We start from the raw sequence: 16,611 nt of genomic DNA on the forward strand, positions 1-16,611 counted from the left end.
CCGTGCAGAAGTTCGAGACCGTCACCGCGATCGCCGCGCCCCTGAAGCGCGCCAACGTCGACACCGACCAGATCCTCCCCGGCGTCTACCTCCGCCGCATCACGAAGACCGGATTCGAGGACGCCCTGTTCCACGGCTGGCGCCAGGAGGAGGACTTCGTCCTCAACCAGGAGCGGTACCGCGGTGCGGGCATCCTCGTGGCCGGGCCGGACTTCGGCACGGGCTCCAGCCGCGAGCACGCCGTGTGGGCGCTGCGCGACTACGGCTTCCGGGTCGTGATCTCGCCCCGCTTCGGCGACATCTTCCGCGGCAACGCCGGCAAGCAGGGACTCCTGGCCGCCGTCGTGTCCGAGGCCGACGTCGAGCGCCTGTGGGAGATCATCGAGAGCACCCCGGGAATAGAACCGACGGTGGATCTGGTTGCGCGTACGGTCACCGCCGGTGGCGAGGCCTTCGACTTCGAGATCGACGACTACACTCGATGGCGCCTGATCGAGGGCCTGGACGACATCGGCCTGACCCTGCGCGACGAAGCGCTCATTTCCGAATTCGAGACCCGCCGCGAGAGCTGGCGGCCCAAGACATTGCCGGTGAAATAGCGTGAACACACTTCTTCAGGACGCCAAGGCCCTCCAGGACGCCAAGGCCTCGGGAGCCCGCGTGGGGATGACGACGGAGCGGATCACCATCAAGGGCGGTCGGCCGCTGGTGGGGCGCATCGAGCTCAAGGGAGCGAAGAACCTCGTCACCAAGGCGATGGTCGCGGCGCTCCTCGGCGAGACCGCCTCCACCCTCCGCGACGTGCCCGACATCAGCGACGTCCGCGTCGTGAAGGGCCTCCTCGAGGTGCACGGCGTCAAGGTGAAGCAGGGCGCCGAGGTCGGCGAGCTGATCCTCGACCCCTCGAACGTCGAGTCCGCGCACTTCGCCGACATCGACGCGCACGCCGGCTCCAGCCGCATCCCGATCCTCTTCTGCGGCCCGCTCCTGCACCGCCTGGGCGAGGCGTTCATCCCCGACCTCGGCGGCTGCCGCATCGGCGACCGCCCTATCGACTACCACCTCGAGGTCCTCCGCAACTTCGGCGCGGTGATCGAGAAGCTTCCCTCCGGGATCCGGATGTCGGCCCCCGAGGGCCTCCACGGCGCCAAGGTGTCGCTGCCCTACCCGAGCGTCGGAGCGACCGAGCAGGTCCTTCTGACCGCGGTGCGCGCCTCCGGCATCACCGAGCTCTCGGGCGCGGCGATCGAGCCCGAGATCATGGACCTGATCAACATCCTGCAGAAGATGGGCGCCATCATCTCGGTCGACACCGACCGCGTGATCCGCATCGAGGGCGTGGACCGGCTCACCGGCTACTCCCACCGCGCGCTCTTCGACCGCAACGAGGCGGCCTCCTGGGCGGCCGCGGCCCTCGCGACCGACGGCGACATCTTCGTCGGCGGCGCCCGCCAGCAGGAGATGACCACCTTCCTCAACGTCTTCCGCAAGGTCGGCGGCGCGTTCGAGATCGCCGAGGACGGCATCCGCTTCTACCACCCGGGCGGCGAGCTCAAGCCGGTCATCATCGAGACCGACGTGCACCCCGGCTTCATGACCGACTGGCAGCAGCCGCTGGTCGTGGCGCTCACGAAGGCCAAGGGCGTCTCGATCGTGCACGAGACCGTCTACGAGCAGCGCTTCGGCTTCGTCGACGCGCTCGTCGAGATGGGCGCGACCATCCAGATCCACCGCGAGTGCCTCGGCGGGCAGGCCTGCCGCTTCGGGCAGCGCAACTTCATGCACTCGGCCGTGATCTCGGGACCCTCGAAGCTGCACGGCGCCGACATCGTCGTGCCGGATCTGCGCGGCGGCTTCTCGCACCTGATCGCGGCGCTCTCGGCCGAGGGCACCTCGACGGTCTCGAACGTCGGCATCATCAGCCGCGGCTACGAGAACTTCCTCACCAAGCTCGAGCTGCTGGGCGCCGACTTCTCGCTCGACGCGTAGCCGCCCGCCGGGACCCCGGTGCCGAGGAGGACGACCGTCCTCAGCGGCCCGGGGTCCTGTCGCGTCCGGGCGCGCCCCACGCGGGCGGTTCCGCGGCCTCCTCCAGGCGTCCCCGGATCCGCTTCTCGAGGAGCGCGAGCGTCGTCTCCGGCGCGGGCCGGAGGCCCAGCGGTCCGGGCGACTCGACGAGGACCAGCGTCAGGCGTCCGCGCCGCGTCCCGGCCAGGACGACCTCGAGGGCCTCGCGCGGACGCAGGCCCACCAGCACCCACCGCCGCTCCAGCCGCGCGATCCGCGCCCAGGGCACGACGACGCCCCAGTCGCCGAAGGAGACGGTCAGTCCCCGGCGGCGCGGCACGACCACCGCGTAGGGCCGCAGCGTCGGCAGCGGGAACCGCGGCTCGATACGACGGAGGCCCGCCCCGAGCCGGCCGCGTCCGAGGACCGCGACGCCGCCGGTCGCCTCCGCCTCGACGTGGGCGAGCGGTGCCACCGCCACGCGCCAGAGGGCGTCGACCCCGCCGATCACGAGGGCGACTGACGCCGAGCCGCCGACGAGGACCGCGAGCGTCAGCAGGAGGCCGTCGCCGAGCGCGGCCGCATCGCGTCCGGCCTGCGTGGCGAGCAGCACGACTCCCCACACGATCAGGAGCACCAGGCCGGACAGCGCGATCGGCGAGTCGGCGAGGCGGCCGAGGGCCCTGCCGACGGCGTCCCACGGCGACGGGCGGCGACGCGGACGGGGCATGCCGGTACCGTAGCCGGCGGCCGGGCCGCTCCTCCCACCGCGGGGCCCCGCTGCTCCCGGGCGTGGGGACGCGGCCCCTCCGATGCGGGATGCGAGGATGGGCGGGTGTCTGAGCGAAGCCGTCCGTCCATCTTCTGGTTCCTCGCGGCGGCGGTGATCCCCGTGATGACCGCCTCGGTCGACCTGCGGATCCGGAACGGCGACAGGATCCCGAGCACCGGGGCCTTCGTGTTCGCGCCGAACCACTACAGCGAGATCGACCCGATCATCACGGGCTGGACCCTGTGGCGCGCCGGCCGCGCACCGCGCTTCCTCGCCAAGGCCTCGCTGTTCTCGGTGCCCGTGCTCGGCTCGATCCTGCGCGGCTCCGGGCAGATCCCCGTCGAGCGCTCGGGCTCGGTCCGCGGCAGCGAGCCGCTGAAGACCGCCAAGGCTCTCGTGGATGAGGGCCGCTCGGTCATCATCTACCCCGAGGGCACCCTCACCCGCGACCCCGAGCTCTGGCCGATGCGCGGCAAGACGGGAGCGGTGCGGATGGCGCTGCAGTACGGGCTGCCCGTCGTCCCGGTCGCGCACTGGGGTGCGCAGCAGCTGATGGGCCGCTACTCCAAGCGGATCACCCTCTTCCGCCGCAAGCGCGTCGACGTGATCGTCGGCGACCCCGTCGACCTGTCCGCCTTCCGCGGACGCAGCCTCGACTCCGCCACACTCACCGAGGCCTCCGCGGTCGTGATGGCGGCGATCACCGCCCTGCTCGAGGAGCTGCGCGGCGAGGCGGCGCCCGAGAAGCGCTGGAACCCCTCCGAGCACAACCAGAAGGGCACGGGTCGCTTTGAGTCCGAGCAGTAGGAAGGCGCCCATCCCCGTGCCCCGCCGCGTCGCCGTCCTCGGCGCCGGCAGCTGGGGCACCACCTTCGCGAAGATCCTCGCCGACGGCGGCTCCGACGTCGTGATGTGGGCGCGCCGCGCCGAGCTGGCCCGCGAGATCACCGAGGCCAAGCGCAACAGCGACTACCTCCCCGGCATCAACCTCCCGCGCAACATCCGGGCCACGCCGCGCATCGAGGAGGCGCTGGAGGGCGCGGACCACGTCTACCTCTCCATCCCGTCGCAGTCGCTGCGGAGCAACCTCGAGGCGATCACGCCGTTCCTCACCGAGCGCACGGTGCTGGTGAGCCTGATGAAGGGCGTCGAGAAGGGCACCGGCCAGCGGATGAGCGAGGTGATCGCGCAGATGCTGCCGGTCTCTCCCGACCGGATCGCCGTCGCCTCCGGGCCCAACCTCGCACTCGAGATCGCCAAGGAGCAGCCGACCGCGGCGGTCATCGCCTCCGAGAGCCTCGTCACCGCGCAGGAGGTGGCTCTCGCGGCGACCAACCGCTACTTCCGCTCCTACGTCAACACCGACGTGATCGGCACCGAGTTCGGCGGCGTGCTGAAGAACCTTATCGCCGTGGCGATCGGCATCGTCGACGGCGTCGGCTACGGCGAGAACACGAAGGCGTCGATCATCACGCGCGGTCTCGCCGAGATGACCGACTTCGCGGTCGCGTACGGCGGACGGGCCGAGACGATGGCCGGACTCGCGGGGCTCGGCGACCTCATCGCGACGTCGAGCTCGTCCCTCTCGCGCAACAACACGGCCGGGCGCCTGCTCGGCCAGGGCTACAGCTTCACCGACGTGGTGAAGTCGATGCAGCAGACGGCGGAGGGGCTCGCCTCCGTCGCGCCGGTCCTCGAGCTGGCGCGCGCCAGGGGAGTCGACATGCCCATCGTCGAGCAGGTGTCGCAGGTGCTCGCCGGTACGCTCGATCCGAAGGACATCGCGCCGCACCTGACCACGGATTCGGACGAGCCACAGGGTGAGAGGAACCTCGATGACCAGCAAGCTCCGCGTGGCCGTTCTGTTCGGGGGGCGCTCCAGCGAGCACTCGATCAGCTGCGCAACGGCGGCCGGGGTGCTGCGGGCGATCGACCGTGACCGCTTCGAGGTGATCCCCGTCGGGATCACCTCCGACGGCGCCTTCGTGCTCGAGGAGGACCGTCCCGAGAAGTTCGCTCTCGACGCCGCGTCGCTGCCCCGCGTCGAGGACGACGGCTCCCGTGTGCGCTGGCCGGAGTCGGCCCTCTCGCGAGAGCTCACCGTGACGACCGAGGACGGCGCGACGCGCTCGCTCGGTGAGGTCGACGTGGTGCTGCCGATCCTGCACGGCCCGTGGGGCGAGGACGGCACCGTCCAGGGGATGCTCGAGCTCGTCGGGCTGCCCTACGTCGGCTCGGGCGTGCTCGCGTCGGCGCTCGGCATGGACAAGCACTTCACCAAGACGGTGCTGCGGGCCGCGGGCCTCGCGGTGGCGCCCTGGTACCTCGTGACCGAGGCGGAGTGGCGCGCCGACCCGGGCGACGCCTCCTCGGCCCTCGACGAGCTGGGCCTGCCCGCGTTCGTGAAGCCGGCGCGGGCCGGCTCGAGCGTGGGCGTCAGCCGGATCGACGAGCGCGAGCAGCTCGAGGCCGCGCTGGAGGAGGCGTTCGCGCACGACTCGCGGGTGCTGATCGAGTCGGGCATCGTCGGCCGCGAGGTCGAGATCGGCGTGCTCGGCGGGCGCCGCGGTGCTCCGGCCCGCGCCTCCGTCGCCGGCGAGGTGGTCGTCTCCGGCCGCGGCTTCTACGACTTCGAGGCGAAGTACCTCGGGGCGTCCGGTATCGAGCTGGTCTGCCCGGCCGACCTGACCGACGGCGAGCTCTCCGAGATGCGGTCCCTCGCGATCCGCGCCTTCGACGCGATCGGAGCCGAGGGCCTCGCCCGGGTCGACTTCTTCCTCACCGCCGACGGCTTCGTCGTCAACGAGATCAACACCATGCCCGGCTTCACGCCGGTCTCGATGTTCCCGCGCATGTGGGGCGCGAGCGGCGTGGACTACCCGGACCTGATCAGCGAGCTGCTCGACTCGGCGCTCGACCGCGTCCCGGTCGCCGCCCGATGACGTCGGCGCTCGCGCTCCGCGTCGAGGCGGGCGCGGCCGCGGCGCCCTTCGAGCAGATCCGTGAGCAGATCACCGCTCTGATCGCCGCGGGCGAGCTGCCGGTCGGCACGCGGCTGCCGCCGGTGCGCGCGCTGGCCGAGACGCTGGGCGTCGCCGCGGGGACGGTCGCCCGCTCCTACCGGGAGCTGGAGTCGGCGGGCCTGGTCGAGACGCGCGGCCGGGCGGGCACGGTCGTCGCGGGAGGCGTGGACGCGCTGGAGCGTGAGCTGCAGGCCGCGGCCGCCGTGTTCGCGTCCCGCGCGCGCGAGCTCGGGGCGGCGGAGGAGCACGCCCGTCGCGTCGTCGGGCTGGCCCTGCGACCGGACCGCTGAGGCGCCGGACGATGCTCGACCGACGGCCGCGGGGAGGGGCCGTGCTCCTCGGCGCGGCGGCGCTGCTGCTCTCGAGGAGCGCGCCCGTCGTCGCCCTCAGCAAGGCCTACTTCAACTCTTATGAGGGAATAGGTAGATTTGCGGCGTTTAGAGCACCAGACTGGTGGGGCGTCTCTAGTGGGATAAGATCAGGTAGTTCTTTGGCGCAGGTGGAGACCGGTGTGTGCAGATATCCGCAACTTAGTTCCGAAGCTCCACGTTTTAATCCGAGAAAATTTATATCCTCTTCTATCGCTTTGAGGATTCTTCTAACATGCCCTAAATGATGAAAATGCTTTACTGTGTGTTTTCCGTTGTTATCTGAATATACTCGATTGGCTAGGTGGTCATTTGGCTAGTTCCCGATACTCGCTATACGGAGTTTACGGGCTCGCAGCCCTGTTGTTGAGCGGATGCGCGCCTGTAGTTGCATTGGAGGCTGCAGACGACTCGGAGAGTGCTAGCTGCGCAACAATCTCGTCACGGCTTCCCGATGGGCTGACCGACGGGGCTGGCGGGGATGTCGCGCGACGCGAAACAAACGCCCAAGCGACCGCAGCTTGGGGTTCTCCAGCAATAGTTCTTTTGCGGTGCGGTCTTGAGCCCCCGGCTGCGGATCCGAGATGTATCGAAGTAAATGGTATTGATTGGATCCCAGATGACTCCGACGCACCAAATTATAGATTCGTTACCTTTGGTCGCGTACCTGCGACCGAAGTAATCATTGATAGCGAGTCAATCTCCGGAAGTACCGTGCTCGTCGACTTGGCTCCTGCAGTCGGTGCCCTTGCTCCCACGGGAAATGTTGAGTGCCAGGACCTCGGAGACCTCGTATTGCCGACGGACGCTCCGCAGTAGTGTTGGCGCGACATTGGCGCGATCGCCCGCGAAGGCACTGTGATGCGATAAGTTGAGGCTTCCGAACGAAAGGAAGCCCAGGTGAATAAGAAGTCAATTTTCGCTCCCGCGATGGCGCTTTGTCTCGTCCTTGTGGGGTCTGTAACTTTTGCTGAAAGTGCCAATGCGGCACCTAGTGAAGTTCGATTCGGCAAGATACCCGGCGGTTCTACCGGACCAATTTCCCGGATCTATGGAAATGGATCTGACGGTCGCTTCGTTGCTCGATCGAACGACTCGTACACGTACTTCCAGTCTGATGGCAACTTTGTTGCGCACGACGCAAATCGATCACCGTATTGGGCGTCGGGCACTAGGTCGTCGGGGAAGAAGCTCGCGCTTCAAAGTGACGGGAATATTGTCGTTTACAGCCGCAGTGACCGACCGTTGTGGAGTTCGGGAACGGCTGGACATAGCGGAGAAGAATTCAAGGTTGTTATGCAAGACGACACAAACTTCGTGCTCTACAGCATGACCGGGGGTCAGCATCCTCTTTGGTCGACTCGAGGAGGGCGTGTCGGCTGACATCGCCGTCAACGCTAGCGTGTGAACCATGGCAGAGGATCGGAGTCCCACCCTGGCCGAGCTCAGCGAGGGCGAGGTGCTCGCGAGGGTGCTGGCCCGGCTCGGCGGCCCGGGCGCGGAGACCCTGGTCGGGCCCGGCGACGACTGCGCGGTGCTGCGGGCTCCCGACGGCCGCTTCGTGGTGACCACGGACATGATGGTGCACGGCCCCGACTTCCGGCTGGCCTGGTCGAGCCCGGCGGACCTGGGCTGGAAGGCGGCGGCCTCGAACCTCGCCGACGTCGCGGCGATGGGGGCCCGTCCCACCGGGCTCGTCGTCGCGCTCGCGGCGCCCCAGTCGCTGGGCGTCGACGTGCTGGAGGGGATCGCGGGCGGGCTCGCCGCCGGCTGCGCCGCGATGGCGCCGGGATGCGGAGTCGTCGGGGGAGACCTGTCCGCCTCCGCGACGCTGACGCTCTCGATCACGGCGTTCGGCTCGCTCGACGGACGACCGCCGGTGCTCCGCAGCGGTGCGAGGCCGGGGGACGTGCTCGCCGTGGCCGGCCCGCTGGGACGAGCGGGGCTCGGGCTGCGCCTGCTGTTCGAGCAGGCGCGGCGGGACGGGGAGCCGTCGGCCGACCTCGCCGACCGGCTCCGCGAGCGGCATCCGTCCCTCCTCGAGGCGCAGCTGCGCCCGACCGCGCCGATCTCCGCGGGCGAGGCCGCGGGCGGGACCGCCACCGCGATGATGGACGTCTCGGACGGCGTGGTGCTCGACGCCCGTCGGATGGCGCGTGCGAGCGGAGTGGCGATCGACCTCGATGCCGCGGCGGTCGACGTGCACGCGCGCGGGCTCACGGGGGTGGAGGGCGTGGACCTCGACCTGGCGAGGGCGCTGGTGCTGGGAGGTGGCGAGGACCACGCGATGCTCGCGTGCTTCCCGCCCGCCGCGGCGCTGCCGGAGGGCTTCGTCCCGCTCGGGGCCGTCCGCGAGGGGGACCCGGAGGTGCGACTGGGCGGGGTCGCGCTCGAGGGGCGCGGGGGCTGGGACCCGTACCTCGGCTGGGACGGCGCGGCGGGCTGAGGCCGGTCAGCCGGCCGCGGAGGAAGCGGGCGAGGCGGCCGGCGCGGGCGACGCAGGCGAAGCCCACCAGATGGTGGTCTCGCCGTAGTCCTTCCTCCGCTCCCGCTCCAGACCCGCGGGCCAGCGCGGCTCCGGGCTGCGGGAGCTCCGCTCCACGACGACCACCGCGTCCTCGCGCAGCAGCGGCAGCACACCGGCGAGATCGGCGGCGAGATCGTCCTCGCCGAGGTCGTAGGGCGGGTCGAGGAACACCGTGTCCGTATTGAGGGCCGGGGAGCCGTCGAGGAAGGAGCGGACCGAGCCGGTCACCACCTCGATCCGCGGGGCGGGCCGCTTGTTCTTGGCCGCCGCGGTCGCGATCGCCCGTGCGTTCTCGCCCGCGGTCCTCGCGGCCTTCGGGTCGCGCTCGACCAGGACGACCGCGCTCGCTCCGCGGCTGGCCGACTCGAGCCCGAGGGCGCCGGAGCCCGCGTAGAGGTCGACCACCGTCGCGCCGTCGAGGGCGTCCCGGGCCTCGAGGGCCGAGAAGACGGCCTCGCGCACGCGGTCGCTGGTGGGGCGGGTGCCCGCGCGCGGAACCCGGAGGGTGAGCGAGCCGGCGAATCCGGCGATGATCCTGGTCACCGGATCGAGCATAGGGCGGCACCCCTGCCTGCGGCGTCCGGTGGCCGCCGCGCGGCTCCCGCCTGGCGGCACACTGCGAACTCGCGGAACCTGGACCCTTTTCCCGTCAGGACTGCCAGAATCCGTAGCTATGACGTCGCTCGAAGACACCCGCTCCGCTGTCGGCCGCCGAGCGGCTCCCGAGACGCCCCTGACCCGCGAGGAGTTCACGGCGCACTGCGGCGCCGTCCTCGGGAACCTCACCCGCGTGATCGACGGCAAGTCGGCCGAGGTCTCGATGGCGCTGACGGTGTTCCTCGCCGGTGGGCACCTCCTGATGGAGGACGTCCCCGGCACCGGCAAGACGGTCCTGGCGAAGTCGCTGGCGGCCTCGGTCGGCGGCAGCGTCGCGCGCATCCAATTCACGCCCGACCTGCTCCCCTCCGACGTCACGGGGGTCTCGGTCTACAACCAGGCGACCCGCGACTTCGAGTTCAAGCCGGGCCCGGTCTTCGCGAACATCCTGATCGGCGACGAGATCAACCGGGCCTCGCCCAAGACGCAGTCGGCGCTGCTGGAGTGCATGGAGGAGCGCCAGGTCTCGGTCGACGGCACCACCCACCTCCTCCCGCGCCCCTTCGCCGTGATCGCGACGCAGAACCCGGTCGAGATGGAGGGCACCTACTCGCTGCCCGAGGCCCAGCGCGACCGCTTCATGGCCCGCCTCTCGCTCGGCTACCCCGATGAGCGCGCCGAGCTCGAGATGATCCGCACCCGCGACTCGGCCAGCCCGCTCGAGGAGCTGCGGCCCGTCGTGGGCCTCGCCGAGCTCGAGCGGATGATGGCCTACGTGCGCTCCGTGTACGTCGCACCGCCTGTCCAGGAGTACGTGGTGGCGATCATGCAGGCCACGCGGGTGGACCCCGAGCTGCGGCTCGGGGGGAGCCCGCGCGCCACGCTCCAGCTGATCGCCGCCGCGAAGGCGCTCGCCGCCCTCAGCGACCGCGACTTCGTGGTGCCGGACGACGTGGACGCGCTCGCCGTCCCCGTGCTCGGCCACCGCCTCCTGCCCGCCACCCGCCTCCCCGGCCGCTCCGGCGCCGGATCCTCGCACTCGGTCACCGAGATCGTGCAGCGCATCGTCGCGGCCACCCCCGTCCCCTTCGGCAACCGTGGCGACTGAGGCCCGCGCCGCCGAGACGCCGTCGTCCCGTCTCGGCGGTCTGCCCGCGCTCCGCGGGGTCGCGCTGACGCTGCGCGGCTGGGCGCTCGTTCTGCTGGGCGTCGCGGGAGTGGTGATAGCGCCGCTGTCGGAGTTCCGCGAGCTGCTGTTCGTCGGCCTGGTGCTGCTGGGCCTGCCCCTGGGCGCGCTCGTCTCCCTGCTCCTGGCGCCGGCGTCGTTCCGGGTGCAGCGCCGCTTCGCTCCCCAGACCGTCGCGGCCGGCGACGTGGTGGAGGTCGATGTGCTGCTCGAGAACCGCGGCCGCGCCGTCCGCAGCGGGGCCCGCGCCCACGACCGGCTCGAGCGCGTGGAGCGCGGGGTCGTCGTCGGCCGGCCGGTCGCCGAGGGCGTCTTCGGGCTGCCGGGCGTCCCGTCGGGCGGCCGCGTGCGCGCCCGCTACCGTCTGCCCGCCGAGCGGCGCGGGATCCACCGCATCGGCCCGCTGCGCCTGGTGCGCGGCGACGGCCTCGGGCTCGCGCTCCGCGAGAGCGTCGTGGGGGCTGCGCAGCCGTTCGTCGTGACTCCGCGGGTCGTGCCGCTCCAGAGCGACGTCCTGGACGCGCACGGAGCAGGTGGATCGAGCCCGGTCGCGCACGCGACGGCCGGCGCCGGCACGGACGACGTGATCCCGCGCGACTACCGCCCGGGGGACGCCATGCGCCGGGTGCACTGGCGGGCGAGCGCCCGCTCCGGTGAGCTCATGGTCCGCCAGGACGAGCAGAACACCGATCCGCACGCGTGGATCCTCCTCGAGACCCGGGCCGAGCGCGTGCTCGAGCGGCGCGGCGACGACCGGCTCGAGTGGGCGGTGTCGATGACGGCCTCCCTCGCCGTGCACCTGCTCGACCGCGGCTTCGAGACCCACCTCGTCGAGACGGGTGCGGACGGCGAGCCGGAGCACTCGGAGGACGAGCGCGAGGTGGCGCACGACGTGCTGCTGCGCCTGGCCGAGCTGGCGCCCTCGCGCGAGTCGGTCGACGCGGTGACCCGGATCTCGGCCGACATGCGCGACACGGGGGGAGTACGCCCGGTCTTCGCCGTGCTCACCCGACTCCTCGAGTCGGACCTCGACGCCCTCGGCTCCCTGGCCGCGCAGTCGCGCCCCGCGATCGCCTTCGTCGTCGCCGGCACCGCTGAGGAGGAGGCGGCTCTCGCCTCGCTCGGCTGGTACGCCGTGTCCGTCGACCCGAGCGCCTCCGTCGAGGAGGCGTGGGCGCAGGCTCTCGCCCTGCGGGTGGTGGCGTGAGCCGCCGCGTCGAGAGCGATCCGCGCGCCGGGTCGGCTCCTCTGAGCGGTCTGCTCTTCCTCGCGATCACGGCCGCCGCCGCCGGGATCGGGCGGCTCCTCGTCGGCGTCGACTGGCTGGTGCTCCTCGCGAGCGCGGTCGCCGTGGTGCTCGGCGTCCCGGCCGCCGCCCGGGCTCTGCGCGTGCACCCCGTCGTCCCGCCGATCCTCGGCACGCTGACGATGGTCGGCGTGCTGACCGCGATGTTCGTGCCCGGTCGGGCACTGCTGTTCGTGATCCCCACACCCGGCGCCGTCGCGCAGGCGGAGGCGCTCGCGCAGGGCGGCTTCCAGTCCATCGCGCAGCAGGGGCTCCCGGCCATCGCCGACGACGGCATCTCGTTCCTCCTGATCGGCGGGGTGGTCGTGCTCGCCTGGGCGGCCGACCTGTTCGCCTTCTCCGTCCGCCTCCCCGCCCTGGCCGGTCTGTTCCCCGCGGCGCTGCTCGCGGTGCCGTCGATCGTGGACCCCTCCGAGGTGTCCTGGGCGAGCCTCGTCGTCACTGCGCTCGCCTACGCGGGCGTGCTCGCCGCCACGGCCGCCCCCCGCCGCCCGAGCGGCCCGAGCGCGGCCTCGGCCGTGCTGCCCGCCTTCGCGGCCGTGACCGTCGTCGTCCTGGGCGCGGGAGTCGTCGCCGGCTCGGCGGCCGGCTACGCGCGCACCACCGCCCCCTCGGGCGTCTCCGGCAGCCTCTTCAACGGCGCGATCGACCCGGTGGTCGCCCTCGGCGCGGACCTGCGCCGCCCGAACCCCGTGACCGTGCTGCGCTACGCCACCGACTCCGACCTGCCCGTCTACCTCCGCGTGCTGACCGTCTCGGACTTCGACGGTGACGACTGGGCGCCGAGCGAGACGGAGCAGACCGCTCCGATCGAGGCGCCGATCGCGCCCGAGGGGCTCTCCGAGAGCGTGCCGCGCGAGGCGGAGGAGGTCGACGTCTCGGTGGAGACGCTGCGGAGCCAGTGGCTCCCCGTGCCGTATCCGGTCTCGTCGCTGACGGGCGTCGGCGACGGCTGGCTCCAGGACGTGCAGGACGGCTCGATCCGCGGCGACGCGACGACCCGCTCCGGAGACGACTACCAGGTGCAGGCGCTGCGGCTCGAGCCCGACCCGCAGCAGTTGCTCGCCGCTCCCGCGCCGTCCGGCGTCGACCGGTACCTCTCGCTCCCCGACGACGTGCCCGAGATCGTCCGCTCCACGGCCGAGGAGGTCACGGCGGAGGCTCCGACCGCCTACGACCGGGCGCGCGCGCTGCAGACGTACTTCCGCTCGTCCGAGTTCCGCTACTCCGAGGACACCCCCGCGGAGGAGGGCTACGACGGCGACGGAGTCGGCGTGCTCTCGGCGTTCCTGACGACGAAGGAGGGCTACTGCGTCCACTTCGCCTCGGCGATGGCGGTGATGGCGCGCGAGCTCGGGATCCCGTCGCGGCTCGCCATCGGCTACCAGCCCGGCTCCGTCGTGCCCTCCGGCGGCAGCGACCTGACCACCTACCGCGTCCTCTCCTCCGACCTGCACGCCTGGCCCGAGCTGTACTTCGAGGGGGTCGGCTGGCTGCCCTTCGAGCCGACGCCCAGCCGCGGCGCTCCGGCCTCCTACACCCTGCCGAGCGCGACGGCGTCCTCGGGCCCCACCGCCCCGGGCTCGACCGCGACCACCGCGCCCGGTGCGACCAGCGCTCCCGCCGCGACACCCACTCCGACGGCCGCGTCGGCGACGCCGACCCCCGGTGCCGTCGGCGCCTCGAGCACCACGGCGGCTCCCGCGGCGACGCTCTGGGTGCTGCTCCTGCTGCTCGTGCTCGTCCCCTGGCTGATGCGCGCCGTCCAGCGCGCGCTGCGGCGCCGGTCCGCGCGCTCCGGCTCCGTCGAGGCCGCATGGGCCGAGCTGCTGGCGACCGCCCGCGACCTGGGCGTCCCCGTGGAGGACACGGAGTCTCCGCGCGCGCAGGAGGCCCGCATGGCTCCCGCCCTCGACCCCGGAGCGGCGGCACGTCTGCAGGGGCTCCGGGAGCGCGTCGAGCGCCGGCGCTACTCGCCGTCCGCGGGCGAGTCGGAGGCGTGGGACGACGCGACCGCCGTGGCCGCCGCGCTCCGCGGCTCCGCGGGTGCCGGTCGTCGGGTGCTCGCGTCGGTCGTGCCCCGCTCGGCGCTGGACCCGGTCGCCCGGCTCGCGCGTCCGAGGTCCGACCTATGATCGCTAGGTGATCCCGGACCCCCTCGACGCCTCGCTCGCGCCGCTGATCGGGCCGCGCACGGCGAGCGCGGTCGAGAAGGCCTTCGGGTACCGCACGGTCGGCGAGCTCCTGGGCCACTACCCGCGCCGCTACGCGAAGCGGGGCGAGCTGACGGCGCTCTCGCGCCTCCCCGTGGGCGAGAGCGTGACGATCGTGGCGGAGGTGCGCGAGGTGCGCGAGCGCCCGATGCGCAACCGGCGCGGCACCCTGCTCGAGGTCGTCATCTCGGACGGCTCGGGCACGCTCTCTCTGACGTTCTTCGGACAGCCCTGGCGCGCGGCGAAGCTCCACCGCGGCGTGCGCGGGATCTTCGCGGGCACGGTCTCGATGTTCCGCGACACCCCGCAGCTCACGCATCCCGACTACCGCCTGTTCGACGACGAGGAGGCCGCCGCGACGGAGACGGGAGGCGGTGAGCTCGCGAAGGACTGGGCCGAGCGGCCGATCCCGATCTACCCGGCGACCAGCGCGATCTCGAGCTGGCAGCTCCAGGCCGCGATAGGCGTACTGCTGGACGGCTTGCGCGACGTGCCCGACCCGATGCCCGAGCAGGTGCGCGCCGGCCGCTCGCTGCTGGGCCTCGGCGAGGCGCTGGAGCTGATCCACCGCCCGCAGCGGGAGGGCGAGGAGGCGCAGGCGCGCGAGACGCTGCGCTTCCACGAGGCGTTCCTCCTGCAGCTCGCCCTGCTCGAGCGCCGGGCCTCGGCGCGCAGCAGCCCCGCGACCGCCCGCGTGCCCGGCCCCGGCGGGCTGCTCGAGCGCTTCGACGCCGCGCTGCCCTTCGCCCTCACCGGCGACCAGACCGAGGTGGGGCACGAGATCGCCGCCGATCTGGCCGCCGAGAGCCCGATGACCCGGCTGGTGCAGGGCGAGGTCGGCTCCGGCAAGACCCTCGTCGCGCTCCGGGCGATGCTCGCCACGGCCGAGAGCGGCGGGCAGGCGGCGCTGCTCGCTCCCACCGAGGTGCTCGCGGGGCAGCACCTCCGCTCGATCGCGAGGACCCTCGGCCCGGAGCTCGCGGCCGAGCTGGTGCCGACCCTCCTCACCGGCGGGCTGGGGGCGGCGCAGCGCCGCGCGGCCCTCCTCCGGATCGTCTCGGGCACGGCGAAGATCGTCGTCGGCACGCACGCCCTCCTCGGCGACGCGGTCTCCTTCTACGACCTGGGCCTCGTCGTGATCGACGAGCAGCACCGCTTCGGCGTGGACCAGCGGGACGCCCTGCGCCGGAAGGGCGCCACCCCGCCGCACGTGCTGGTGCTGACGGCCACGCCCATCCCGCGGACCGTCGCCATGACGGTCTTCGGCGATCTCGACACCTCGACCATCCGCGAGCTGCCCGCCGGGCGCCCCGGCATCACGAGCCACGTGGTCCCGCTCGCCGACCATCCCGCGTGGATCGCGCGGGCGTGGGAGCGCGCCGAGGAGGAGATCCGCTCGGGCCACCAGGTCTACCTCGTCTGCCCGGCGATCGAGCCGGGGGAGCCCGCCGAGGGCGCGCAGCCGCCCGAGGAGGACGCCGCCGCGCCGCCCACGACCGTCGCGGCCACGCTCGAGGGCGTGCGCGCGCATCCGCTGCTCGGGAAGCGGCGGTCGGCCGCGCTGCACGGGCGGATGACGACGGAGGAGAAGGACGCCGTGATGCGCTCCTTCGCCGCGGGGGAGATCGACGTCCTGGTGTCGACGACGGTCATCGAGGTCGGCGTGGACGTGCCGAACGCCTCGATGATGGTCGTGCTCGACGCGGAGCGGTTCGGGGTCTCGCAGCTGCACCAGCTCCGCGGGCGCATCGGGCGCGGCGGCGTCGCGGGGGTGTGCCTGTTCGTGACGGCGGCGGAGGCGGGGACGGTCGCGCGCGAGCGGGTGGAGGCGGTCGCCGCGACGCTCGACGGCTTCGCGCTCGCCGAGGTCGACCTCGAGCTGCGCCGCGAGGGCGACGTGCTGGGCGACTCGCAGTCCGGCGGGCGCTCGTCGCTCCGCCTGCTGCGGGTGGTGCAGGACGCCGACGTGATCGTGGAGGCGCGGGCGCTGGCCGAGCGGCTCCTCGCGGAGGACCCGTCGCTCGCCGCGCACGACCGGCTCCGTGCCGCGCTCGAGCGCCGCGTGCAGGACCGCGACCGGGAGTTCCTCGCCAAGAGCTAGGCGGTGCCCGCCCGCTACTCTGTCGGCATGGCCCGCATCGCCGTCGTCCCCGGCTCCTTCGACCCCGTGACCCTCGGTCATCTCGACGTGATCGAGCGGGCCGCGCGCCTGGTCGACGAGCTGCACGTCGTGGTGGTGCACAACCCCGCCAAGACGGCGCTGCTGCCGATCGCCCAGCGCGTCTCGCTCATCGAGCAGTCGATCGCGGAGGCGGGGGTCGAGGGGCGGATCGTCGTCGCCTCGTGGAGCATGGGCCTGCTCGTCGACTACTGCACCGACGTCGGCGCGAGCATCCTGGTGAAGGGCATCCGCTCGCAGGTCGACGTGGCGTACGAGACCCCCATGGCGATCGTGAACCGCAACCTCGCGCACGTCGAGACGGTGTTCCTCCTGCCCGATCCCGCGCACGCCCACGTGTCGAGCTCGCTGGTGCGGCAGGTCTCCTCCCTCGGCGGCGACGTCGCCCCTTACGTGCCGCCCGCGGTCGCCGCGTACCTCGCCGCCGGCTGAG

The 16,611-nt window shown here is 72.4% G+C and carries 15 protein-coding genes; 13 read left to right on the forward strand and 2 right to left on the reverse strand.

Annotation, left to right across the window (positions count from 1 at the left end):
- Positions 1-2 precede the first annotated feature (2 nt).
- Positions 3-599, forward strand: a complete 597-nt coding sequence (gene leuD, locus C5D50_RS10630; protein WP_104283461.1) for a 3-isopropylmalate dehydratase small subunit — start codon at positions 3-5, stop codon at positions 597-599.
- A gap of 67 nt (positions 600-666) precedes the next feature.
- Positions 667-1,989: a UDP-N-acetylglucosamine 1-carboxyvinyltransferase gene (gene murA, locus C5D50_RS10635; protein WP_167299052.1), complete on the forward strand. Its 1,323-nt coding sequence runs from the start codon at positions 667-669 to the stop codon at positions 1,987-1,989.
- Positions 1,990-2,029: 40 nt separating this feature from the next.
- Here murA and C5D50_RS10640 read toward each other — a convergent pair whose 3' ends face one another.
- Positions 2,030-2,737 (reverse strand): hypothetical protein, encoded by a 708-nt coding sequence (locus C5D50_RS10640; RefSeq protein ID WP_104283462.1) that lies wholly within the window; start codon positions 2,735-2,737, stop codon positions 2,030-2,032.
- A gap of 165 nt (positions 2,738-2,902) precedes the next feature.
- Here C5D50_RS10640 and C5D50_RS10645 point away from each other — a divergent pair, with 165 nt between their 5' ends.
- From C5D50_RS10645 to thiL, 6 genes are all read left to right on the forward strand, one after another.
- Entirely contained in the window at positions 2,903-3,586 is a 684-nt protein-coding gene (locus C5D50_RS10645) for a 1-acyl-sn-glycerol-3-phosphate acyltransferase (RefSeq protein ID WP_104283471.1), read from the forward strand.
- Between the two features lie 16 nt (positions 3,587-3,602).
- A complete protein-coding gene (locus C5D50_RS10650) occupies positions 3,603-4,718 on the forward strand; it encodes an NAD(P)H-dependent glycerol-3-phosphate dehydrogenase (RefSeq protein WP_181067828.1) in 1,116 nt (371 codons plus the stop codon).
- On the forward strand, positions 4,615-5,721 hold the full coding sequence (locus tag C5D50_RS10655) for a D-alanine--D-alanine ligase family protein (RefSeq protein ID WP_104283463.1): 1,107 nt from the start codon (positions 4,615-4,617) through the stop codon (positions 5,719-5,721). The genes C5D50_RS10650 and C5D50_RS10655 overlap by 104 nt, the downstream gene beginning before the upstream one ends.
- On the forward strand, positions 5,718-6,092 hold the full coding sequence (locus C5D50_RS10660) for a GntR family transcriptional regulator (protein WP_104283464.1): 375 nt from the start codon (positions 5,718-5,720) through the stop codon (positions 6,090-6,092). Before C5D50_RS10655 ends, C5D50_RS10660 begins: the two co-directional genes overlap by 4 nt.
- Positions 6,093-6,482: 390 nt before the next feature.
- Positions 6,483-6,989, forward strand: a complete 507-nt coding sequence (locus C5D50_RS10665) for a DUF3515 family protein (RefSeq protein WP_104283465.1) — start codon at positions 6,483-6,485, stop codon at positions 6,987-6,989.
- Positions 6,990-7,581: 592 nt separating this feature from the next.
- Positions 7,582-8,616, forward strand: a complete 1,035-nt coding sequence (gene thiL, locus C5D50_RS10675) for a thiamine-phosphate kinase (protein ID WP_104289004.1) — start codon at positions 7,582-7,584, stop codon at positions 8,614-8,616.
- A gap of 6 nt (positions 8,617-8,622) precedes the next feature.
- On the opposite strand, the gene C5D50_RS10680 is transcribed toward thiL, so the two are convergent.
- Complete coding sequence (locus C5D50_RS10680) at positions 8,623-9,240, reverse strand: RsmD family RNA methyltransferase (RefSeq protein WP_104283473.1); 618 nt, start codon at positions 9,238-9,240, stop codon at positions 8,623-8,625.
- A 130-nt stretch (positions 9,241-9,370) separates the two neighbouring features.
- Between C5D50_RS10680 and C5D50_RS10685 the strand changes: the two genes are divergently transcribed.
- From C5D50_RS10685 to coaD, 5 genes are read left to right on the forward strand one after another with little or no spacing between them, the layout of a single operon-like run.
- On the forward strand, positions 9,371-10,402 hold the full coding sequence (locus C5D50_RS10685; RefSeq protein WP_104225624.1) for a MoxR family ATPase: 1,032 nt from the start codon (positions 9,371-9,373) through the stop codon (positions 10,400-10,402).
- Positions 10,392-11,687 (forward strand): DUF58 domain-containing protein, encoded by a 1,296-nt coding sequence (locus C5D50_RS10690; protein WP_104267002.1) that lies wholly within the window; start codon positions 10,392-10,394, stop codon positions 11,685-11,687. Before C5D50_RS10685 ends, C5D50_RS10690 begins: the two co-directional genes overlap by 11 nt.
- Complete coding sequence (locus tag C5D50_RS10700; RefSeq protein WP_146086918.1) at positions 11,684-13,921, forward strand: DUF3488 and transglutaminase-like domain-containing protein; 2,238 nt, start codon at positions 11,684-11,686, stop codon at positions 13,919-13,921. Before C5D50_RS10690 ends, C5D50_RS10700 begins: the two co-directional genes overlap by 4 nt.
- A gap of 7 nt (positions 13,922-13,928) precedes the next feature.
- A complete protein-coding gene (locus tag C5D50_RS10705) occupies positions 13,929-16,100 on the forward strand; it encodes an ATP-dependent DNA helicase RecG (protein ID WP_374955346.1) in 2,172 nt (723 codons plus the stop codon).
- A gap of 27 nt (positions 16,101-16,127) precedes the next feature.
- Positions 16,128-16,610, forward strand: coding sequence for a pantetheine-phosphate adenylyltransferase (gene coaD / locus C5D50_RS10710; RefSeq protein WP_104223138.1), 483 nt, complete (start codon positions 16,128-16,130; stop codon positions 16,608-16,610).
- The last annotated feature ends 1 nt before the right edge of the window (position 16,611 follow it).

The sequence above is a fragment of the Rathayibacter sp. RFBD1 genome (assembly GCF_002932915.1).
Lineage (GTDB): Bacteria > Actinomycetota > Actinomycetes > Actinomycetales > Microbacteriaceae > Rathayibacter.

Excerpts from the sequence above, each read along its gene's own strand:
- murA (WP_167299052.1), top strand. The coding sequence starts at position 667 with ATGACGACGGAGCGGATCACCATCAAGGGCGGTCGGCCGCTGGTGGGG.
- C5D50_RS10640 (WP_104283462.1), bottom strand. The coding sequence starts at position 2,737 with ATGCCCCGTCCGCGTCGCCGCCCGTCGCCGTGGGACGCCGTCGGCAGG.
- C5D50_RS10645 (WP_104283471.1), top strand. The coding sequence starts at position 2,903 with ATGACCGCCTCGGTCGACCTGCGGATCCGGAACGGCGACAGGATCCCG.
- C5D50_RS10655 (WP_104283463.1), top strand. The coding sequence starts at position 4,615 with ATGACCAGCAAGCTCCGCGTGGCCGTTCTGTTCGGGGGGCGCTCCAGC.
- C5D50_RS10660 (WP_104283464.1), top strand. The coding sequence starts at position 5,718 with ATGACGTCGGCGCTCGCGCTCCGCGTCGAGGCGGGCGCGGCCGCGGCG.
- thiL (WP_104289004.1), top strand. The coding sequence starts at position 7,582 with ATGGCAGAGGATCGGAGTCCCACCCTGGCCGAGCTCAGCGAGGGCGAG.
- C5D50_RS10685 (WP_104225624.1), top strand. The coding sequence starts at position 9,371 with ATGACGTCGCTCGAAGACACCCGCTCCGCTGTCGGCCGCCGAGCGGCT.
- coaD (WP_104223138.1), top strand. The coding sequence starts at position 16,128 with ATGGCCCGCATCGCCGTCGTCCCCGGCTCCTTCGACCCCGTGACCCTC.